At 64.3% G+C, this 19,524-nt stretch carries 22 protein-coding genes; 18 read left to right on the plus strand and 4 right to left on the minus strand.

Annotated features, from left to right (window positions below):
- The first annotated feature begins 8 nt into the window (after positions 1 to 8).
- On the plus strand, positions 9 to 2,663 hold the full coding sequence (locus NP3_RS36545) for a RelA/SpoT family protein (RefSeq protein ID WP_373864808.1): 2,655 nt from the start codon (positions 9 to 11) through the stop codon (positions 2,661 to 2,663).
- 63 nt (positions 2,664 to 2,726) lie between these two features.
- Here NP3_RS36545 and NP3_RS48475 read toward each other — a convergent pair whose 3' ends face one another.
- Together NP3_RS48475 and NP3_RS36555 are read right to left on the minus strand one after the other, a co-directional pair.
- A complete protein-coding gene (locus tag NP3_RS48475) occupies positions 2,727 to 3,560 on the minus strand; it encodes a hypothetical protein (RefSeq protein WP_063046288.1) in 834 nt (277 codons plus the stop codon).
- Positions 3,560 to 4,435 (minus strand): ParA family protein, encoded by an 876-nt coding sequence (locus tag NP3_RS36555; RefSeq protein WP_063046289.1) that lies wholly within the window; start codon positions 4,433 to 4,435, stop codon positions 3,560 to 3,562. Before NP3_RS36555 ends, NP3_RS48475 begins: the two co-directional genes overlap by 1 nt.
- A gap of 465 nt (positions 4,436 to 4,900) precedes the next feature.
- Here NP3_RS36555 and NP3_RS36560 point away from each other — a divergent pair, with 465 nt between their 5' ends.
- The 8 genes from NP3_RS36560 to NP3_RS36595 all read left to right on the plus strand — a co-directional run bounded on the left by NP3_RS36560 (position 4,901) and on the right by NP3_RS36595 (position 10,461).
- Entirely contained in the window at positions 4,901 to 5,419 is a 519-nt protein-coding gene (locus tag NP3_RS36560; RefSeq protein ID WP_063046290.1) for a hypothetical protein, read from the plus strand.
- Between the two features lie 53 nt (positions 5,420 to 5,472).
- Positions 5,473 to 5,850: a hypothetical protein gene (locus tag NP3_RS36565; RefSeq protein ID WP_157124803.1), complete on the plus strand. Its 378-nt coding sequence runs from the start codon at positions 5,473 to 5,475 to the stop codon at positions 5,848 to 5,850.
- Positions 5,851 to 6,384: 534 nt separating this feature from the next.
- Positions 6,385 to 7,323 (plus strand): replication protein RepA, encoded by a 939-nt coding sequence (locus NP3_RS36570; RefSeq protein ID WP_063046292.1) that lies wholly within the window; start codon positions 6,385 to 6,387, stop codon positions 7,321 to 7,323.
- A gap of 146 nt (positions 7,324 to 7,469) precedes the next feature.
- The gene (locus NP3_RS36575) at positions 7,470 to 8,456 is read left to right on the plus strand and encodes a hypothetical protein (protein WP_063046293.1); all 987 of its coding nucleotides are present in this window, start codon (positions 7,470 to 7,472) and stop codon (positions 8,454 to 8,456) included.
- Positions 8,457 to 8,535: 79 nt separating this feature from the next.
- Positions 8,536 to 8,823 carry a hypothetical protein gene (locus NP3_RS36580; RefSeq protein ID WP_063825017.1) on the plus strand — a complete coding sequence of 96 codons (288 nt, stop codon included), beginning with the start codon at positions 8,536 to 8,538 and terminating at the stop codon, positions 8,821 to 8,823.
- On the plus strand, positions 8,820 to 9,155 hold the full coding sequence (locus tag NP3_RS36585; protein WP_063046295.1) for a ribbon-helix-helix protein, CopG family: 336 nt from the start codon (positions 8,820 to 8,822) through the stop codon (positions 9,153 to 9,155). The genes NP3_RS36580 and NP3_RS36585 overlap by 4 nt, the downstream gene beginning before the upstream one ends.
- A gap of 56 nt (positions 9,156 to 9,211) precedes the next feature.
- Entirely contained in the window at positions 9,212 to 9,826 is a 615-nt protein-coding gene (locus tag NP3_RS36590; protein ID WP_063046296.1) for a hypothetical protein, read from the plus strand.
- Positions 9,827 to 9,930: 104 nt separating this feature from the next.
- On the plus strand, positions 9,931 to 10,461 hold the full coding sequence (locus NP3_RS36595) for an HD domain-containing protein (RefSeq protein ID WP_063046297.1): 531 nt from the start codon (positions 9,931 to 9,933) through the stop codon (positions 10,459 to 10,461).
- Here NP3_RS36595 and NP3_RS36600 read toward each other — a convergent pair.
- Complete coding sequence (locus NP3_RS36600) at positions 10,437 to 10,922, minus strand: NUDIX hydrolase (RefSeq protein ID WP_063046307.1); 486 nt, start codon at positions 10,920 to 10,922, stop codon at positions 10,437 to 10,439. The two genes, NP3_RS36595 and NP3_RS36600, sit on opposite strands and share 25 nt — an antisense overlap.
- A gap of 5 nt (positions 10,923 to 10,927) precedes the next feature.
- Positions 10,928 to 11,635, minus strand: coding sequence for a helix-turn-helix domain-containing protein (locus NP3_RS36605; protein WP_084509471.1), 708 nt, complete (start codon positions 11,633 to 11,635; stop codon positions 10,928 to 10,930).
- A 195-nt stretch (positions 11,636 to 11,830) separates the two neighbouring features.
- On the opposite strand from NP3_RS36605, the gene NP3_RS48480 reads away from it, so the two are divergent.
- The 9 genes from NP3_RS48480 (at position 11,831) to NP3_RS36645 (ending at position 19,310) form a co-directional block, all read left to right on the plus strand.
- Positions 11,831 to 11,977 (plus strand): hypothetical protein, encoded by a 147-nt coding sequence (locus NP3_RS48480; RefSeq protein ID WP_157124805.1) that lies wholly within the window; start codon positions 11,831 to 11,833, stop codon positions 11,975 to 11,977.
- A 291-nt stretch (positions 11,978 to 12,268) separates the two neighbouring features.
- Positions 12,269 to 14,122 (plus strand): hypothetical protein, encoded by a 1,854-nt coding sequence (locus NP3_RS48485; protein ID WP_063046300.1) that lies wholly within the window; start codon positions 12,269 to 12,271, stop codon positions 14,120 to 14,122.
- A gap of 1,038 nt (positions 14,123 to 15,160) precedes the next feature.
- On the plus strand, positions 15,161 to 16,708 hold the full coding sequence (locus tag NP3_RS36620) for an RING finger protein (RefSeq protein ID WP_063046301.1): 1,548 nt from the start codon (positions 15,161 to 15,163) through the stop codon (positions 16,706 to 16,708).
- A 117-nt stretch (positions 16,709 to 16,825) separates the two neighbouring features.
- Positions 16,826 to 17,098 (plus strand): hypothetical protein, encoded by a 273-nt coding sequence (locus tag NP3_RS36625; RefSeq protein WP_063046302.1) that lies wholly within the window; start codon positions 16,826 to 16,828, stop codon positions 17,096 to 17,098.
- Between the two features lie 32 nt (positions 17,099 to 17,130).
- Positions 17,131 to 17,685, plus strand: a complete 555-nt coding sequence (locus tag NP3_RS36630) for a hypothetical protein (RefSeq protein WP_063046303.1) — start codon at positions 17,131 to 17,133, stop codon at positions 17,683 to 17,685.
- Positions 17,686 to 17,730: 45 nt separating this feature from the next.
- Positions 17,731 to 17,904: a hypothetical protein gene (locus NP3_RS48490; RefSeq protein ID WP_157124806.1), complete on the plus strand. Its 174-nt coding sequence runs from the start codon at positions 17,731 to 17,733 to the stop codon at positions 17,902 to 17,904.
- Positions 17,905 to 17,944: 40 nt separating this feature from the next.
- Positions 17,945 to 18,124 (plus strand): hypothetical protein, encoded by a 180-nt coding sequence (locus NP3_RS36635; RefSeq protein ID WP_063046304.1) that lies wholly within the window; start codon positions 17,945 to 17,947, stop codon positions 18,122 to 18,124.
- Between the two features lie 50 nt (positions 18,125 to 18,174).
- On the plus strand, positions 18,175 to 18,792 hold the full coding sequence (locus NP3_RS36640; protein ID WP_063046305.1) for a hypothetical protein: 618 nt from the start codon (positions 18,175 to 18,177) through the stop codon (positions 18,790 to 18,792).
- Between the two features lie 167 nt (positions 18,793 to 18,959).
- Entirely contained in the window at positions 18,960 to 19,310 is a 351-nt protein-coding gene (locus NP3_RS36645) for a hypothetical protein (protein WP_063046306.1), read from the plus strand.
- The last annotated feature ends 214 nt before the right edge of the window (positions 19,311 to 19,524 follow it).

A 19,524-nucleotide genomic window follows, 5' to 3' on the forward strand; every position in this document is an offset into this window, starting at 1 on the left:
TGCAGGCGCTGACTCAGTATCGCGCCCTCGGCCACCGCCACGGCGAAGCCGACGCACTCGACGCCCTCGGCGACCTCCGCCGGCATACCAAGGATGACGGGCAGGCTGCCGACCTGTACCAGCAGGCACTCACCCTCTATCGAGCCCTCGACTACCGCCTCGGAGAAGCCGACGCCCTTAAAAACCTCGGCCGCGTACGCGAGACCAGAGAGGATTACGGTCAGGCCGCCGAGTTGTACAAGCAGGCGCAGACGCTCTATCGCACCCTCGGCCACCGCCACGGCGAAGCCGACGCCCTCAACGCCCTCGATGCCCTCCATCGACTCATCGAGGATGACCGGCAGGCTGCCGACCTGCACCAGCAGGCACCGATACAGCAGCTGGACAGCGCTTCGGCGGCGGCGTCGACCTCCGCCCCCCAGAGCGTGCGCGCTCGCTTTATGCGCCGGATAAGAGGTCAGCGTGGCATCGCCGCAGTCGAGCCGGTGCTGCAGCCGCTGGCCGGCGTGCATCGCGAGCTGTATCCGAAAGCGAACCTGACGCTGCTGCAGCGCGCCTTCGACGTCGCCGACGAGCGGCACAAGCATCAGTTCCGCAAATCCAGTGACCCGTACATCACCCACCCGCTCGCGGTCGCCAACATCCTTGCCGAGCTCGGCATGGACACCACCACGCTGGTGGCGGCGCTGCTGCACGACACGGTCAATTACACCGGCTACTCGCTGGAGCAGTTGACCGAGGACTTCGGTTCCGAGGTGGCGCACCTGGTCGACGGCGTCACCGAACTCGACAAGGTCAACCTGGGCGCGGCCGCCGAGGCCGAGACCATCCGCAAGATGATCATCGCGATGGCGCGTGATCCGCGCGTGCTGGTGATCAAGGTGGCCGACCGTCTGCACAACATGCGCACCATACGTTTCCTGCCGCCGGAGAAGCAGGCCAAGCAGGCCAAGGAAACCCTCGAAGTCATTGCGCCGCTTGCCCATCGCCTCGGCGTGGGGACGGTCAAATGGGAGCTCGAGGATCTGGCCTTTGCGATCCTGCACCAGAAGAAATACGACGAGATCGTCCGCTTGGTCGTCGCCCGTGCCCCCGCGCGCGGCGCTTATCTGGCCCGGGTGCGCGCCGGAATCGTCACCTCGCTGAGCGCGAGCCGCATCGCCGCGGTGGTCGAGGGTCGCCCGCAGCACTACTGGTCGATGTATCAGAAGATGATCGTCAAGGGTAAGGACTTCGACGATATCCATGACCTGGTCGGCATCCGCATCCTGTGCGATGAGGTACGCGACTGCTATGCGGCGGTCGGTGTGGTGCATTCGCTGTGGCAGCCGATGGCGGGCCGGTTCAAGGACTACATCGCCCAGCCGCGCTATGGCTACCAGTCGCTGCATACCACGGTTGTCGGGCCCGAAGGTAAGCCGCTGGAGGTGCAGATCCGCACTCAGGACATGCATCGCACCGCGGAATTCGGCATTGCCGCGCACTGGCGCTACAAGGTAGTCCGCGGTAAGCATTCCAGCGATTCCACCGAGGTCGACGATATGGCGTGGATGCGGCAGCTGCTCGATTGGCAGCGGGAGGCCGCCGATCCGGCCGAGTTCCTGGAGTCGTTGCGCTTCGACCTGGTGTCGCCGGAGATCTTCGTGTTCACCCCGAAGGGTGATGTGATCACGTTGCCGTATAGGTCGACTCCGGTCGATTTCGCTTATGCCGTGCATACCGAGGTCGGGCATCGCTGTATCGGCGCGCGGGTCAATGGCCGTCTGGTTGCACTGGAGCGTCAGCTCGAAAGCGGTGAGGTCGTCGAGGTATTCACCTCCACCGCAGGGAACGCCGGGCCCAGTCGTGACTGGCAGAACTTCGTGGTTTCTCCGCGCGCCAAGGCCAAGATTCGGCAGTGGTTTGCCAAGGTACGCCGCGAAGAGGCGCTGGAGGCAGGTAAGGAAGCGATCACAAGTGAGGTCCGCCGCGTCGGGCTGCCGCTGTACCGGTTGATGAACGTGGACGCGATGACCGCCGTCGTGCATGAGTTCGACTACACCGACATCTCGGAGCTCTACGCCGCCGTCGGCGTGAACGAGGTGTCCGCGCACCATCTCGTGCAGCGACTCGTGGCCCAACTCGGCGGCATCGGTGATGTGGAGAACGAGTTGGCCGAGCGCTCCACCCCGTCGACGACGCCAAGCAGGCAGTGGGTCACCGGCGACGCGGGCGTGCTGATCCCGAGCGCGCGGGGCATGGTCGCCAAGCTGGCGAAGTGCTGCATGCCGGTGCCGGGCGACGAGATCATGGGCTTCGTCAAACGCGGCCGCGAGATCAGTGTGCACCGCACCGAATGCACCAACGCCGGATCGCTACAGGATCAGGTTGAACGCATCACCGACGTCGAATGGGCGCCATCACCGTCCTCGGTATTCCTGGTGGCCGTTCAGATCGAGGCGCTGGACCGCACCGGCCTGCTGCTGGACATAGTCAAGGCGCTGACCGTCGAGCAGGTCTATATCCTGTCCGCCTCGGTCGCCACGAACGGTGACCGGGTCGTGATCAGCAAGTTCACCTTCGAGATGGGCGACCTGAAGCACCTGAGCCACCTGCTCCGCGTGCTCCGCAACGTAGAGGGCGTCTACGACGCCTATAGGCCTACTGGCCCCAATGCCATGTAATTCACACTCGCAGATGCGAAAAGGCCACCGCCAAGTCACTCAGCACCCAGTACAGGCCACGCATTACTTGAGGGCTTGCTCGATGCGGCGCGCGTGCTGGACGAGGGCGGCGGCGAAGGCGCGTGCTTCGTCCGGGTGCTTCTGGGCGCGCTTGGCGACTTTGTCAGCGAGGGTGGCGATCCGATGGCCTTCGGACTCGAACCATGAAGGCGAGTCACCGGTTTGGTCGGCGGGCGGTTCACCAGTCGTCATTTTGAGGATGGTCCGCACGACCTCGGTGACGGTTTCGCGGTTCCATGCTGTTCCGGGTGGCAGGGCGGCGACGGTGGCGGCGACGGTCTTCTGCACGAGATCCGCGGTGACCCTGGGGCCGCTGCCGTTGGTGGTTTCCTGGGCCAGAGTCAGATACAGCTCCGCTGCGGCCTGGTCACCGTGCTGGCTGGCCAAGGGAAGCAGTTCCCGGACTTGGCGTTCGTTGATTTTGTCCCCCATGGGGGACAACGCGATGGGCTCGGCGACGGCTGCGGCGCTGATGAGCCGGTATGCCTGGGAGGTCTGCATCTGCCAGCGGTCCACCACGTACGCCTCGAACGTTTCGTGAGTTTCCCGGTACAACTTCGCGCCGTTGATGACCTTGAGCGCCTTACCGGCTCGCCAGAACGCAACCCGCAATACGTCCAAGGCAGCCTCGCAGGCAGCGAGGTGACTGCGCTCCTGGGCGGTGAGTTCACCTGTCGCGTCGGGCTGTTCGTAGGGCTCGGGGATATCGGCGACGGCCGTAGAGGCCGCGACCGGTTGGCCGATCGCGACGTGCTCGGCGGTGCTGGCTCCGCCGGAGACTCCCCGTTCGAGGACGACAGTGGTTCCTTCGACTTTCGGGATCTCTCGACGTGCCATCAGTTCGTCACTTCCTGGATCTGGTGCTCGCCGATCGCGGCGAGGTAGTTGTCGACGTAGGACTCCGCGGCGATTTGCATGGCGATGCGGGATTTGGCGTCGTCGGCGGCTTGAGGTGGCTCGGAAAACTCGACGGCACGCTCGGCGCCGGCGGACAGATGCAGGTGCGGTGTCCAGACGGTGCTCCCCCACGTTGTGATCGCTTCGTCGGTCCGCTGCTTGTGGGTGAGGACGTTGGTGCGGACTTGGTTGATGACCACGCCGATGAAACGGGCACGCATGTTCAGCGAGAGCTGATAGTGCGGGTCGCCGATCATGGCGTCGAGGCGGCGTACACCTCGCAGGCCGTCGTAGTTGGGTGTCATGACGGCGATGACATTGACCCCGTGACCGTCCGTGCTGGGGGCGACGGACGCGAGCGAGAGGTGCAGCAGATGCCCGAGCGTTGGGGCAGCGTCGATGAGGACATCGTCGTAGTGATCGAGCAAAGGGGTGAGGGCTTTCCGCAACCGCAGATGCGATCCCGGTATCCCGGCCTCGGGGACCCGGTTTTCCAGCTCGATGCGTGACGGGGCCAGCGTGATGTTGTCGGCCCAGTCGCCCTCCCACTGGCACGGCAGCAGGCAGCTTTGGAGGACCTCGGGTGAGGCGGTCTGAATCACTTCGGCCATGCTGGGTCGCTGCTCGATCTGTTCCTCGAGGTAGCCCATCCGGCGGGTGAGATTTCCTTGCGGGTCAAGGTCGATACACAGGACCCGGCGGGGCTTCCCGCCGTGTCGGCGCCGTTTGGCCAGCTCGGCGGCAGTGAGAGTGAGTACCTGCGTTTTCCCGACACCACCTTTGTGATTGCCGAAAACGGTGGGTCGCGCCGCCATGATGCGAGTCCTTTCACGATGCCTTGTCGCCGTGGCGTTTTCGCCTGACCAGCCCTTCTCGGCCGAGGGCAGCAACTGCGCGCGGATGAGCTTTGTCCCCCGTGGGGGACAAAGGGTGTCCGACTCGAATCGCTGACGTCAAATCCTGGCGGCGACACCGGGATCATATAAGTCAGACCGACACCGCGCCTTGATCCGGAGCCAGTGTCAAGCGGGCAACCGCGGACTCGGACCGGGTGCGGCGACGACTGGTCGGTGGTGGCAATCCCTGGGGCGGATGCTGGCCAAGCGGTGTCGGCGGCCTCGACCTGGACCGGCACGGACGCCGCCGGACACCGGATCGGCCAGGCAATTTACACCAATTCGCCTACGAGGCAACCGGTTTCGCCTCGACTGCCTGCGTTGTTACTTACCCTGAATAGATCGAGGCCGTCGTAGAGGCCAAGGGCGCAAGGGGGTTTCAGAATGATCGGCAACAGCAAGGCGATTCGCCGGATGCTCACCGTCATACTGGCGGTCGGGGCCTTAACCTTGACCGCCGCGTGCACAACGGACTCGCCGAAGGAACAACCCGAGCGCGAGCGCAAGGCTGCGACCGTGCCGGTATTCAAGCTGCACATGACCAATGATCTGTGGACCCGCACCAATCACAACGACGACAACTTCGGCCCTCAGCGAAATATCGACAAGCCGAAGAATCTGGCAGAAGAGCCGAACGGCATGGTGACTGTCGAGTTGACTGGCCCGCAGATGGTCGACTACCTCCAGATCCTCGACTACAACGGGCACGGCGGTGCGGCCGCTAAAGAGAAGGCGCTCGCCATGGCCGTCTACGACGTGGTAGCGCCGGTGGTGGACAAGATCGAGACTCCCCCAGCACCTGGCGCCCCTGCACCGGAGATCACCATCACTGCCGCAGTCGGATCCGGCACCCCGACGCCGAGCGCCACGACAGCGCCGGCGGCGCCATCGTCGGGAAGATGAATGGTGGTCTTCATACCTGTATCCCGCCGCGGGGATGCTTCTACTGTGGGCTGATGGCAACCGCAATCATCGAGATGGACGACGTCTTATTCGCGCGGATACAGCAGGCAGCTGGGGAGAACTTCTCGGAATGGGTCTCCAAGGCGTGCCGGTCTCGGTTGCTGGCCGACGGGGTCCGGGACGCGGTTGTGTGGGAGCGCGCACACCCCGTCGAGGCTGCTCGGGAGCGAGTCGAGGAAGCGGTCCGATCCCTGGAATCCGAAGCTGAACAAGAGATCCGGTACCAGGCCGAGGATGCTGCCCGCCGCCGCGGTGGTGACCAGGCCGAGCCGACCGCTGAGGAAATCGCCGAGGCCGAGCGGCGAGTGCGCGCTCTCTTCGAGCGGGCCGAGCGGCGACTTCGTGAACGCGAAGAAGGCGGCGGCGCGTAACCCGAGACACCGAGACGGGAAGGGCAGGGAAAGCGCGCGATCCGGACTTGGGCTGAAACTGCTGCGTGACCGGAAGTTGCCCTGGTCAGGGTGAGAATTCCTGTGGTGTGGGCTGGAATCCATTCACAGCCATGGCCAGCCTACTAGAGGAAGTTCTTAATAGGAGAGAACTAAAGGCGGACGCGATTTTGTGCGTGTCACCTGCGCAGATACAGGGTCGCGGTCGGCAAGGTATGCGAGTGGGTCGGCAAGGTATGCGAGCGCTCTTGGGAAAACACGGCCGCTCTGGTCGGCAACGTATGCGTGGATAACTTGCTGGCAGCGGCGGCGGATCCCCAGATTGGGGACTGGTCGGCAAGGTATGCGAGGACAACTCCGCTTCGAAGCCGGTCGGCAAAGTATGCGTGGATAACCGTCTCGGGTCGGCAAGGTATGCGAGCCGGAGCGCGTTTCCTGGTGCTGTGGCCGCCACGGTCGGCAAGGTATGCGAGTGGTACCGCTACAACGGCGCGGTGCTCTGGCAGGCTGGCCCGCATGCCCCGGCAGAAACGCAGCGACCTGGACTTCTTCAACGCCGCGGTCGAGCTGTGGGATGCCGAGCCTGAAATCGGTTATCTGGCCAGGCTGTTCACCCAAACTTCCCTGCCGTACAAGGAACCCAAGAACAATCCGGCGGCGTGGCGACGGGTCAACGGCAACACCCAGCTCATCGTGCGACCCGGGGTCATTTTCGGCCCGGACGGCGAGGCCGTCTCGCTCGGATACCCGTTCGGCAGCATCCCGCGGCTGGTCCTGACGTGGATGAGCACCGAAGCGGTCCGCACGAAAAGCCGGGACCTGGTGCTGGGTGCGAGCCTGACCGAGTTCATGCGCAAAGTCGGGTTGATCAAGGATCACGAACTACCCACCGGCGGCAAGAAGGGCAACGGCACACGCGCCAAGCAGCAGATGGAACGCCTTTTCCGATCCACGGTCTCGGTGGAGTACATCGGCGACGAGAACCGGCAGCTGGGCGCCCAGATGTCGGTGGCGTCGGGATATGACCTGTGGTGGAAACCGGGCTCCGAAGATGACCAGCCGTCGCTGATGGAGTCCATGGTGCGGTTGTCACCGGAATTCTTCGAGCAGGTCGTCGAACGCCCGGTGCCCGTGGACATGCAGGCGCTGATGCTGCTGCGCGAATCACCGATGCGGCTCGATATCTACACCTGGCTGACCTACCGCATGTCGCGGCTGAAGAAGCAGACCACCGTGCCGTGGGCCTCGCTCAAAGGCCAGTTCGGATCCGAGCTGGCCGACACCAAACAGGGCAACTACCAGTTCAAACGCGATTTCAAGAAGCGCCTCGCCGAGGTGACAACGGTGTACAAGGAGGCCAACGTAGACGTCACCGACTCAGGCCTGGTACTGCGCCCCAGCCTCACTCACGTACGCAAAAGTCCCGGCTTCCTCGCCTTGGAACGCGGCACGTAGTTCCGGTGGGCTCAGCCAGCCCACTCCGGTCGATCGAATCGTGGGCGGGACACACCTGTAGGAATCAGTGATTGGCGCGAACTCGGATGCCATCCTCGATGGCTGCGAAGGTATTCGGTGACTCAAGTGTTCGGGGAGGCTGAGCAGTGTCCACCGTGGTAAAGGTCAAGAACGGTGTGGAACCGACCGATCAAGAGGCTGAGCGCTGGCTAGCTGCGACTGAGTTGGCCAGCGATCAGCGGGCAGCCATATTGCTGACGCGCGCGATGTTTCCGACACGGTACGGGTTCGCGAAACGAGAACCCCTGATCCCGCCGGCCGTGGACAGTGATTCCGCTGCAAAGGTGATGTGGCTACTGAAAGTTGGGCAGACACCCACGCCTGGTGCTGTTCTGAACGCGGCGGTTCCCATTGAGGGGGCGCTCACCAAGTCCGCGAAGAAGCTGGCCAGAACGCAGGAATGGTTCGCCATGCAACAGCGTGCGAAGAAGGTCATCGCCACGACCAAAGACATGAGCGCTCTGAGCAGGCTGCTGGCCGACGCGGTGGCAGTACATTGGCGCGAGCACGGCACCGGCCCGCACTGGAGCGAGGCTGCGGACGCCCCCGAGGTTGCGCAGTGGTGGACCGAGGCGACCGGCATGGCGTACCTCGGCCCGGACTTCCGACCAGCCATCTTCCGGATGGCGCGGAAATTGGGGTGGATCGGGTTCAACACCCGGGAACGCTCCCTATGCACCGGGCGGCGGTTTCACCGACGCAACCTCGGCGCCGACATCTCAAAGGCTCCGCACGAGGACATCGGCTATTCCACCGCCGCCTACATCAGCGTCCATCAAGCCATTCACGGCCACAGCCCGGATTGGGCACAGATCGCCGAATCAGCCACCGACCAGCACGGTCTCCGGTTATTCCTCGATGCCGATGACGCGACGGCACAATCCCGATGGATCGCCACGCATGGCTGGATCTCCCTGCGAGACGGAAGCATCCAACCGGGAAAGCGCGTCGCTGCAGAGGCTCGCAGTCGGGGCCACAGCATGCCAGTGGTGGACAAGATCGAGACTCCCCCACCATCACCCGGCGCGCCTGCACCGGAGATCACCATCACCGCCGCAGTCGGCTCTTCATAGATCCGGTTCTATTGACTGATCGGCGCGGCTCGCTCATCAATGAGCCCAGCCAGCTGTTTTACAAACGTATAATCTGCTGGTGGGGTATGAGTGGCCCTCTTGGGCACTGGAAGCGCTCGAGAGGCTCGGTGTCGAGCCGCACGAGGTGATGCGGGTACTGACCGGTCCCGGCCGCCGCTGGCCGCGTCCAGTGCGAGGCAAGGGCGACCTACCCGCTTTGATGGTCATCGGACGGACCGAGGCCGGCCAGGTGCTGGCGATCGTGGTACGGCCGGTGACGCAGTGGGACCACCAGATCATCGGCGTCCGGCCCGTGACCGGTGACCTATTGGCAGAGTTCGAACAATGGGAAGAAGGCCCACGATGACCAAACGGGACGAATACCCGCAGACCGCCGAGGAAGCCGACGAGTTCCTCGACAGCCTGACCTTCGACGACGACGCGCCGGTGCCGCAACTGCCCGGACCAGACGCCCCCGTCACGGTGCTCCGCGCCGTTCGCATCCCCGTTGAGATGGACCAGCGAATCCGCCACGAAGCCGAAACCCGCGGAGTGTCCATGTCTGACCTCATCCGCGACTGGCTCGCGATCGAACTGGCCGCACTCAACGAGGACGACACCCCCATCAGTCGCGCAGACGCCCAGCGAGCACTCACCGCAGCGCTCGCCAACCTCCACCCACTGCAGCGGCCAGCCTGACACAGCATGCCTGATCGACCGCTGACCTGAGCGTTGCCGCGCAGGAGTGTGCTCACGTGGATACCGTCATCGGCATGGGCCACGCAGATTTCGATGATCTCGAGTTCGCACGCCAGCAGCTGTACATCGCGGTCGCGGAATTGGCTGAGAGCGCGATGTCGCCGGAACTGCGAGTTCAGTTAGGGCTGCTGGCGGCGCAGGTTGCCCTCGCTGATCGCCTCTCCGCGGCTCTGTCCCTTGAAAACGGCTCTGCTGCTTCTGATTCCGGCGACTCACCGCCCGATCCAGAGGCCATCGCTGATGGCATCGAATGGACCACAGCGCTGGCGGAGAAGATACTGCGAACGTCGACGCCTGGCGGCTTTCGGCTGGTGCAGGCCCTGGTCGCTGAAGGCGGATCCGCCAGCGTCGACAAGCTCGTCGACCTGACCGGCGACGCCGTACTCCGGTCGGCCACACAATCTCTCAACATGGCGGCCCGGCGCGCGGGCATCGTTCACCAACTTCCGGATGGACGACTGATCCAGGCCTACCGCTATCCGAATCCGATCACGTCCAAGGTGAGTGCGTACACGCTTCCCGCCGAATCGGTGCTGGCGTTTTCCGCGGCGGTCAGCCTCCTGGACGAACTACACCGCCGAATCCACGAGACCCGTCTGCCGACTGAATAGTCTTGGTGCCAATACTGGGGATGTTTTAACCCAATATCGGGGACATTCGGGGTCACTTTGGTGGCTGTGGAGGTGTCCAGGCTGGCAGGACTAGCGTGGCACGCATGGAATCAGGCCCCTTCGCCGATCTGCTGTCGCCGCTCACGAGCGCTCGACGGGCTCACACGCTGGAGGTGGGTCGCAAGGTATGGAGCGTCGCGCATCGCGTGCCTGAGCACTTGCGCGAGGACACAGTCACCGCAGCGTTCCTTCATGATGTTGGATACGGATACCCCGTGACAGGCTTCCATCCGATCGACGGTGCCAATCTGCTCGCGTCACAAGGGTTCTCGCCTGTCGTGTGCAGCCTTGTGGCATTCCACTCAGCCGCCACGGTAGAGGCCGACGTGCGCGGCCTCGATCCTCAGTTGTTCAAGGCGTTCGCCGTTCCCCGCGATGCCGATCTGGATGCCGCCAACGATTTCGTGTGGTGGGCGGATATGACCACCGGCCCGACCGGCGGAACGTTGACCATTGATCAACGCCTTGCTGATATCAAGGACCGGTACGAAGAAGGCAGCATTGTCCGCACTGCGATAGACCGAGCTGAACCTCTGTTACGAGGCGCCGTTCAGCGTGTGTCGGGGTCAATGTAGGGCTGGACCGAGCGCAGCGCCCAGTCGATCCGCTTACGCTGGCTGGGATCCATCTGCAGATGCGGAATCCGATCGATAGGCACCCACTCGACGCGTGTGCTTTCGCTGCTCGGGGTTGGCTCTCCGCTTATGGGTTCGGCTCGGTAGATGATGGTGAATTCCTGCCGAACCTCGTCGTTGCTCGTGTAGTGGATGACGTGGTCAGGATCGGTGAAGATCCCGATGATTCCGATAAGCCGTACAGTTACACCGGTTTCTTCCTGCGTCTCGCGGATGGCCGTACGGCTGAGTGATTCACCAGGATCGTGTGCGCCGCCGGGCATGGACCAATTGCCATTGTCGGAGCGGCAAATGAGCAGGATTGCGTCCTCGCGGCGCACATATGTGCCAGCGCTGGGTCGGACCGAGTTGGCCGCCGGCGCACCGGGGTCACCGTGGTGGTAATCAATGCGCCGTCCCATCTTGGTCACAGTACTGCCGGGCGCGCCACGGCCCACACTGCTTCGAACGAATTCAGGTAGTAGTCGAACAGTTTCCCTCCTGGGACGCGCTGCAAGTGCTGAACAGGCGACTTCGCTGCATACGCCCCATAGCCATGGGTGTTGAGCAGCATCGAACCATCAAACCGAAAAATGCTGTTGTACAGCGGTGTTTGGTGGATGCGGATATCCACCCGTGGGAGATCGTGCACCTCCCACAGGTACTCAAGCGTGCTCTGGCACCGTTGTGGCAGAGACGGCAGGCCTTCCTCGCGTGCGCGCTGGCGGACGGCCTCACACTCGCTGTCTCCAAGGAGGATCCGAATCTCGGCTCCCGCTGCCGACTTTGTGCGAACGACGTTGACGAAATCGAGCGATTCAACCAGGAATCCGCCCGCGTAGACGAGAACCTGGATGTTCTCAGATGCCTGGCGCATGAGCGCCCGCCACACTTCATGGGGAACATCGGAGCGGGCAGGCCAGATCTGAACCAGCTCAGACATTGAGACATTTGTTCGGCTGCCCGCCAACAGCTCCGGCCACAGATACGTCTCGTCCTGATCGAGCGCGGCAGCGATCTTGTAGCGCATTCTGGGGTGAGGGAGGCGCCCTTGGGTGATCCAGCGCTCAACCGTCTTCGGGGTGGTACCGAGTTGCTCGGCCAGCGCGCTCTTGGTGAAGTTCTGTGCAGCCATGGCACCCCGGAGTCGGACGTTCGTCACAATCTCTAGTATGCAACGAATATGTCCCCAAATGTCCTTATTCGGGGGTTTCGAAGTCCCCATCTTCTGGCTTATCGTTAATTCATGGCCGCAACCAGATCCTTGCCAGCACCCCTCACAGCTCGAACATGCTCCCTGAGTACGGAGTTCAGCGAGTTCAGCGAGCGTGTGGACGCAGTTCTGTCCGCCGAGGTCCGGGAAAAACTCGGGCCTGATGGGCTCGCTGGGATCAAGGAGCTGGTGTTTCTGCATCAGCAGGGTTTGGTCGACGTTGTGGCTGAAGACGGTGAGTGGAGCTTCTATGTCGCCGAGTAGCCCGTGTGCAAGCCGCTGCCCTGGCGAGTTCGTCGATGGTTGTTAACCGCTGCCAACTACCGACACGCCGAGTGTTGCGGCGACGGTGTGGTGGACCGTTCGGTTCGAAAGGGGCAGAGATTGTTTCAGCGCGCACTGCGTGTGGGCCTTGGGGCTGATTCTGATCGGTTACCGCGTAGAATCACACTAACTGTAAACAGTCTAAACTGTTAGAATATTGAAGATGGTCTGAGCATCGTGAACATGCCCAGGCTTCTCTCCCACCCGTATCTCGTCCCGAGGATGCTCCCGATGAAGATCACCTTGCCGAAGAAGAAGTCCGAGCTGCCCGCCGTGTTGGAGCACCGCGTCCAGAAGGCGCGCGCGGTACTGGCCCACCAGCACGACCCAGCGCTTGTTGAAGCGCTGTCCGAGCAGGAACTGGCCGAGAAACGGGCCTTGGCCGAGGCCAAGCGCTCCCACGAGCTCAAAGACCAGCAGGCCCGGCTGGACTCGGCCGCGGCCGCAGCCAAGCGGACCCGTGACACGGTGGCCAAGCTCGCTGACCGTGAGGCCGAGGAACTGCTTCTGGCGCAGCGCGCCATCAACGAAGCGCGGCGTGCCACCAGCCCGCAATCGCTTCTCGCGCACCTTTACAAGCGCCGCACTCTGGTGCTGCGCATCCTGACCGGGGTCATGATCGCCGCGATGGCCTACAGCGCGTTCACCGTGCAGAACAACATCGCCCCGGGCGGAAAGGGTGACCCGCTGTTCTGGCTGTCCTACGCCCTGGAGGGTCTGATCAGCGGTGTGCTGATCGCGATCATGCTCTCCACCAGCGACACGGCCCAGTGGATCCGCGTCAATGACAAGGACGTCTGGAAAACCCACGTGACCGAGGGCATCCTGCTGGCACTGACCGTCGGGCTCAACACCTTCCCGTATCTGCATTGGGGCGACAACAAGGACCTCGACGTCTACGGCGTCGCCGTGCACGCGATCGCGCCGATCATGATGGGCGTCGCGCTGGCGACTCATGACCGGGTGTCCAAGCACTATGGCCAAGCGATCGCGGTGGTAGCCGACACCATCTCCGAGACCGACGAGATCGCCACACGCCTGGCCGAGCTGACACAGATGTCCCTCGAGCCGATGGACGCCTTCGCGCCCACAGCGCCGGTCACCCACCACCGGACCGCTGAGCGCGTCGACCTCTCCCCCGCACCCGCACTGGAGCAGCCCGCACCCGCAGCGCGGGACGACGCGGAAACCCGCACCCCGCACCTGGAAACCCGCACCACTGCGGGCACGGGTCAGCCCGCACCCGCAGCAGATCCCGCACCTGCACCCGCACCCGCAGTTGACCCCGCAGCGGCCCGCACCACTGCGGGCCCCGCACCCGCACCTGCGCCCGCAGTGCGGGAAGACGCGGCGGCCGTGAACCCGCACGACACGGCCGATTCGGCCGCTGAGCTGGCGTTGGTGCGGACCCGCACCGATTTCCCGCACCCCGCAGCCAGCGGCGACGCGATCGACGCCGAAACCCGCACCACCAACGCCGACGACGGCCTCCACAGCGCCGATCAGAGCTCTGGTGCGGGCACCGAGACCAGCGACAACGCCGACACCAGCATCGACGCTGGCCTGCGGCCCGCAGTGACCGAGCCGCCCGACGCGGCGCAGGCCTCCTTCGACGAGCACACCAGCGCGGCGGATGCCGACACCGACACCATCGACGACCAAGCGCGCACCGACGCATCGGCCCCGGTCGTCGAGCGGCCCCTGGCGGAGGCCAAGCCCGCAGTGCGGACCCGCACCACCCCGCACCAGCTGACGTCTCCCCGGATCAGCCCGGCGTCCGCACCGGCCCGCACCAGCGCTCCCCTCGTCACCGCGGCCGCGACGGCCCAGCAGCTGCCGGAGTGGATGTCGCCGGTGTTCGAACTCGCCGAGGCGGTCAAGGCGCGCGGCATCGCCAAGACCAAGACGGTCGAGGAGGTGGCCGCGGTCATCACCGCGATCGACGCAGGTGCGGCGAACAACCGCATCGCGAAGGCGCCGGAGACCCAGATGTCGCACCAGACCGTGGGAAGCATCCGGAAGGCTGCTGCCGAGATCCGCAACGAGCACCGCGGCGGCGGCCGCGTCATCGAGCTGAGGAAGTAGGAGACACAGGATGGCCCGGACGAGCAACGCGGCGGAAGCGGAAGCCGTCATAAACACTGACGGTTTCCGCTATTTCGGACCGTCAGCGCTTCTCACGGTCCAAACCATCAGTCGGCCTGACGCTTTGGTGGATGCACAGGATGGCCCAGGACGGCAGCTCGGTGGCGGCGCGGCGCGCAGTGGTGTGCCGTGCCGCCCGGGTGTTCACTTTCAAATGCGGATTGGGGCCTGGTACAACGGCTCCCAGAGCCTTACCAGAGGCGATGCGGGCAATCCGCCGATGGCACACACACAGTGTGTGTGCGTGTCGCAAGCGGCTTTTCCGGTGCGATTGTGGTGGGGTGAGAACAAGGAATGGCCGCTCAGCGGCCGAAGCTCGACAGCAAGAAACCCCGGTCTCCGAACGTTTGGCCGCGTGCGAGATCCGGGGTTCCCGTTACCCAAGCTGGGTGCGAGGCCTCAAATGAGGGGCCCTGCGTGTATGACCATACATCCCCGCTCGGACATCGTCCGAACGGACCGGGTCAATTCACAGGGCGTGTCGCATCCGGCTCTGACCAGAAGGACACCAGAGACGATGTGCCACCCGGCACCCCGAGCAAAACGATCAGCAGTCGCGTCGAGTACGCTCCGCGGCCATCTCATAGACCGCGCACCGGTCCGGCGCGCGGGGCATACGGCCGTTACCCGTCTGCCCCGCTGCCGCCAGACTCTGTTGTGCGCCAGGACATTCCGTCACCGACCGGAGGAGGTGCTGCTGACCAACACCTAACTTCACCCTCGTTGCTGCAGACGGTGTGACCTCTACCTCGCCACCACACGATGTAGTCCCACCAACTGCTTTCGAAAGACGGATTTCTCGTCCGCCCTTCGTCATCGAAAAGACGCCTGCGAATCGCAGATGCGTCCCTCTTTTGTGTCCTCAGAAAGGACTGCTCCTTGCAAAGCAGGTCCAATGGTAAAGCACGTCCGCACCCGGGCGCGACGCTCCTGATTGAGAAAGTTCGCCACCGCGCTGGTATCGACGACGACGCGACCGTGCTCGAGGAGACGATCGCCGAGCTCAACGCCACCCAGCGTGGCGCCAGCTGGTCGCTGCCGGTCCCTGACAGCGCCGAGGCCGCCACGCCGGTGTGGCACGGCCCGGAACACTGGATCGAGACCGTGCGCGTCCTGCTGACCACCGAACACGGCCAGCAGCTGGTCGCCCGCTACCACACCAACGCCGACACCGTCCTGGTCGTCGCCGGCGACCTCGCCGCGCGCGCGGACGGGCTGACCGGTCGTGGTGTCACCGTTTCCGACGCGACTGTTTCCGACACGGTCGGGCTTGCTGTCAAGGTTGTGCGACGCGGCCGCTACGTGCTGCGCGACCTGGGCCTGGCCCGCTCGCTGGTCACCGGCCGCAAGCTGACCCTGGTCGAGCAGGCCGCCGCGTGGCTGCACCACGGTGGCGCGCAGATCGCCGCGGCGAGCGTGTGGGCACTGACGATCCCCCGCGAAGCCGCCGCCGTCGCCCGCCCGCTCATCCCGCGCCGCAAGTCCGCGTCGCTGGGACGGCTCAGCCGTGCCGCGCACACAGCGGCCGCTACCGACACCACATCGACGACGGCGAACCAGCAGCCGGGACCACCTACTACAGATCTCTCTGTTAGAGAGATCTGTTCTGTAGCGAATTACTCACCAAGCGCGCGCGAGCGCGATGGAAAAAAGTCGAAAAAATCCAGGAGGAGCAAGGAAACCGGCCCGCGTTCCCTGGAGCTGCAGTTCACGGCGGCCGAGCTCATCCACCACATCCCCGGCATAGACCGGCAGCAGTGGATCAGCACGCCCGGATCGGGCTCCTACGTGCGGCTTCCTGGCTGGCACATCGGCCGGGTCGCGGATCTGATCGCCGATGCCGGCATCGACAGCACCTGGTGGACCGGTCGCGCTATCGCGGTCCGTTTGAGCCGCTACATGGCCGATCAGGGCTACAGCTGGCCGGATCGGATCACCAACCCCGGCGGATTCCTGCGAGCGCTCCTGGCGGCCGTGGACTGGACCGAGCAGACCCCGGCGATGCCCGCGGCCGCCGTCCGGGAGCGCCGCCGCGCGCTGCAGCGCTCCGACGAGCTCGAACAGCAGCAGCGCCAGGCCGAGCGGGCCCGTATCGCCGCCCAGAAACGCCAGGAAGCGGCCCAGAAAGCCGCCGAGAAGGCTCACAGTGGCGAGTGCGGGCTCTGCCACGACACCGGCTGGATCGTCGCATTCGGTGAAGGCGATCCGATCGCGCCGATGCGCTGCATCTGCCCCGGCCTGGACCGCCCAGCCTTGGATCTGCCCGTGCCATCGGATCCGATCGCACCGGAGCCGGAGCAGCCCGTCGTCGACGCGGTGGCGCCTGCGGCGGTCGAGGCCGAGAAGGACCAGCGCGCGGCGGAGCTCGACGCCGTTGCGGGGCCGACGTGCCTGATGTGCTCGGCATCTCCCGGCACCGTCCGGACGTCGATGCCTTCGCGGCCAGTGGTCTGCGATCCGTGCTGGCACGCCGCCGGATTCGATGGGGTGCCCAACTGCGAAGACCACCGCACCGCCGCTGTCTGACATCTGCCCTGGTCGCAGCATTTTACGGTCGAAACCCACAAACTATAGACGTCTAACAGTTTAAACTGTTAATATAGAAGTAGAAGGAACCCCGCAACCGGAAGGCGAACCGAGACCATGATCAGCAACTGGAACGCCGACTACGAAGCCCTCCGCCGCGAGCTCGTCGCCCTCATCGAGGAATCCGACACCCGAGACATGAGCGAGTACTGGGGCCTGATCCGCCGCGACGGCTATCCGGTGGCCAGCGCCGTAGTCCACAACGCGGCGCGCTGCACCACCCTGGCTCGCACCGCGCGCAGTGTGGCCGCCGACGAGCGCGACGCGCAGCTGGTCCGCGCCGCGGAGCGCATCGCCGAAATCGCCGAAGAACTCAACCGCATCGCCTGACGGACTACCGGAAGCCACCAGGAAGGCCCCCGATGAACACCAGCTCCCAGTACCCGGCCAGCGTGGCCCCCACGTTCCTCCTGGTGCTCCTGCTCGCCGTGGGCGTGGCCATTCTGATCGCCACCTACGTGCTCCCGGCCGCCAGCCGCCCTCGCAAGGGCAGCAAGGGCCCGGCGCGCCGCAGCGCCAAGAAGGCCGCGCGCATCGACTTCGGGTTCGGTGTGCAGATGGGGCCGCTCGGCCCGATGCCGCTGACGCTGCGTACCGCCGCGGATCGCCTCGCCATCTACGAGCTGGCCCTGGCCGAGCTGGACCGCCTCGAGGCCGCCGAGCACAACGCCGGCGCCGAGGTGAGCTTGCGCATCGGCCCTGTGGCCTACGACGGGGACACCGCAGTGATCGCCCGAAACACCCACAAGCCGGTCGTGCTGCCGATTCCGGAGCTGCGCAAGCGCATTGCGCTCTACCGCCGCAACCACGTCCGCAACCTGGCCAAGGCCAAGGTTCGTGCCACCGAGGCCCGCCACGCTGCCCGTCAGTCGCGTCCGCCGCGGCTGACCTCCTCATTCAAGAGTCAAACAGCCTAGACATTTAACAACTTAAACTGACCCGCTCAACCAAAGGGAAATCCGATGTACGACAACACAATTCGCGAGGGCTACCAAGGCAAGACCGAGTGCTGCTCGCGGCCCCTCGGCGTGATGAACACCCATATTGCCGAGGACGGCCGCACCGCCGAGGGCGTGCGATTCTACGAAATCGCCTGCAACCTGTGCCTCGATGTCGTCGGCCGCCGCTACTTCTGAACGCACTCCCCCCACCGAGACATGCAAGGAGAACCCAGCGATGACCGAGAAGTATGTCTACGTGCAGCCCCGCTTCGGCGAACCCGGCCGAGTCGGGGTAGTGGTGCCCCGTGGCGGCCGACACCGGGTGATCACCGACGACATCGGTTTTCGATGGCTGGTCGTGCGCGCCTGGTACGGCCGGGTGGTCCGGCGGATGCCCGTCGTCGGCTACTGGTGAGCCCCGACAAAATCCGAACCCCGACACCACATTCGACTGAGGAGATTCGCATGGGCCAACTGTTCAGGGCCGTTCTGCTCGCCCCCGCCGCCGATGCCGTCACCGGCTACCTGGAGCCCCACGACTACGACTCCGGCGGCAAGCTCGCCGAGCACTCCTGGATCGGCTCGCTGTTCGTCACCGCTGTCGAGCAGCTGCTCACCGAGCCCACGCGTGTGGTGTGGGCCGGTGACGCCGCTGCCGACGAACCCGGCCAGGACCGCAACCTCTACGCCCTCACCCAGCAGGCCCCGGCAGCGGTCCCACCGCGGCGCGTCGTGCTGGCCGCGATCGCGGAGCCGGACCCGCAGCGCGCCAGGATGCGAACGCGGTTGCAGCCGGTTCCGGCCCCGACCGGCCGCTACGTCATCAACCACGACCAGCGCAGCTACGTCGACAAGGACGCCGTTCCAGCGGACGCGCACGGCGAGCGGATCCACCCGCTTCCAGTGCTCACGATGGAAGCACGTACCGGCATGGGCGCCGGGATCTTCCGCGAGGACCGCACCAGCGGCAACACCGCCCTGGCTGGCACGTGGGCGCGCGACCGGATCACCGTCGCCGACACCATCCCCGCCGGCTACCGCGAAACCCAGTTCGACTTGATCGAACACGGCCGCGAGCAATAGCGACCCCGCCCGGCGCGCCTTGCAGCACGCCGGGCCGCTGCCGCATACTTACCACCAAAGAAGGAAGGAAAGAAAGAATGTAACGAAACCGTGGAAGGAATGGAATTTGAGGGAAAATTACGTTATTATTGTAGATAGCAACCCCAAGGCAGAGGAAGGAAAAGGCAATGGCCGCAGTCGACAAGCTCGACAACATCGAGACGGTGACCACTCGCCTGCGCGAGTACGATCTGGTACTGCTCGATCAGGCGATCGCGCGGTGGAAGATGGAAATCGGCTCGCGGAAGATCGATGTCGGTATCGCATTGAACGCCGCAGTGCTTATGATCTTGCGCGCGGACAACGAAGAGTTGGTCCGAGAGTACGCCGCATCGAAGGGATACTCCGAGGACAAGGTGGGCCAGATGATCACGGCACACAAGTTCTTCATGGACGAGTTCTTCGACGTGCTGGAGGATGTGGTCGAGACGCGGAAGCGCTTGGACGGACGAATCAAGACCAACAAGAAGATCGCATAGGAATAAATAGTGCGGGTTGGAAAAAAGTCCGGGAAACAACGTGACAAAACTCCAGCCCGCACGCTATACTAGAGCTATGACCAGGGAGAACGCGAGAAACCGCCACTACGACGAAAAGGTAGATTACCATGGGAAGGAATAAAGGAAGAAAGGTAAGTAAGGAAGAAAGTAAGTATTGTAACAAACAGTTTGTTACAATACTTACTTTCTTCCT

This window comes from Nocardia pseudovaccinii NBRC 100343, from assembly GCF_001613225.1.
GTDB lineage: Bacteria > Actinomycetota > Actinomycetes > Mycobacteriales > Mycobacteriaceae > Nocardia > Nocardia pseudovaccinii.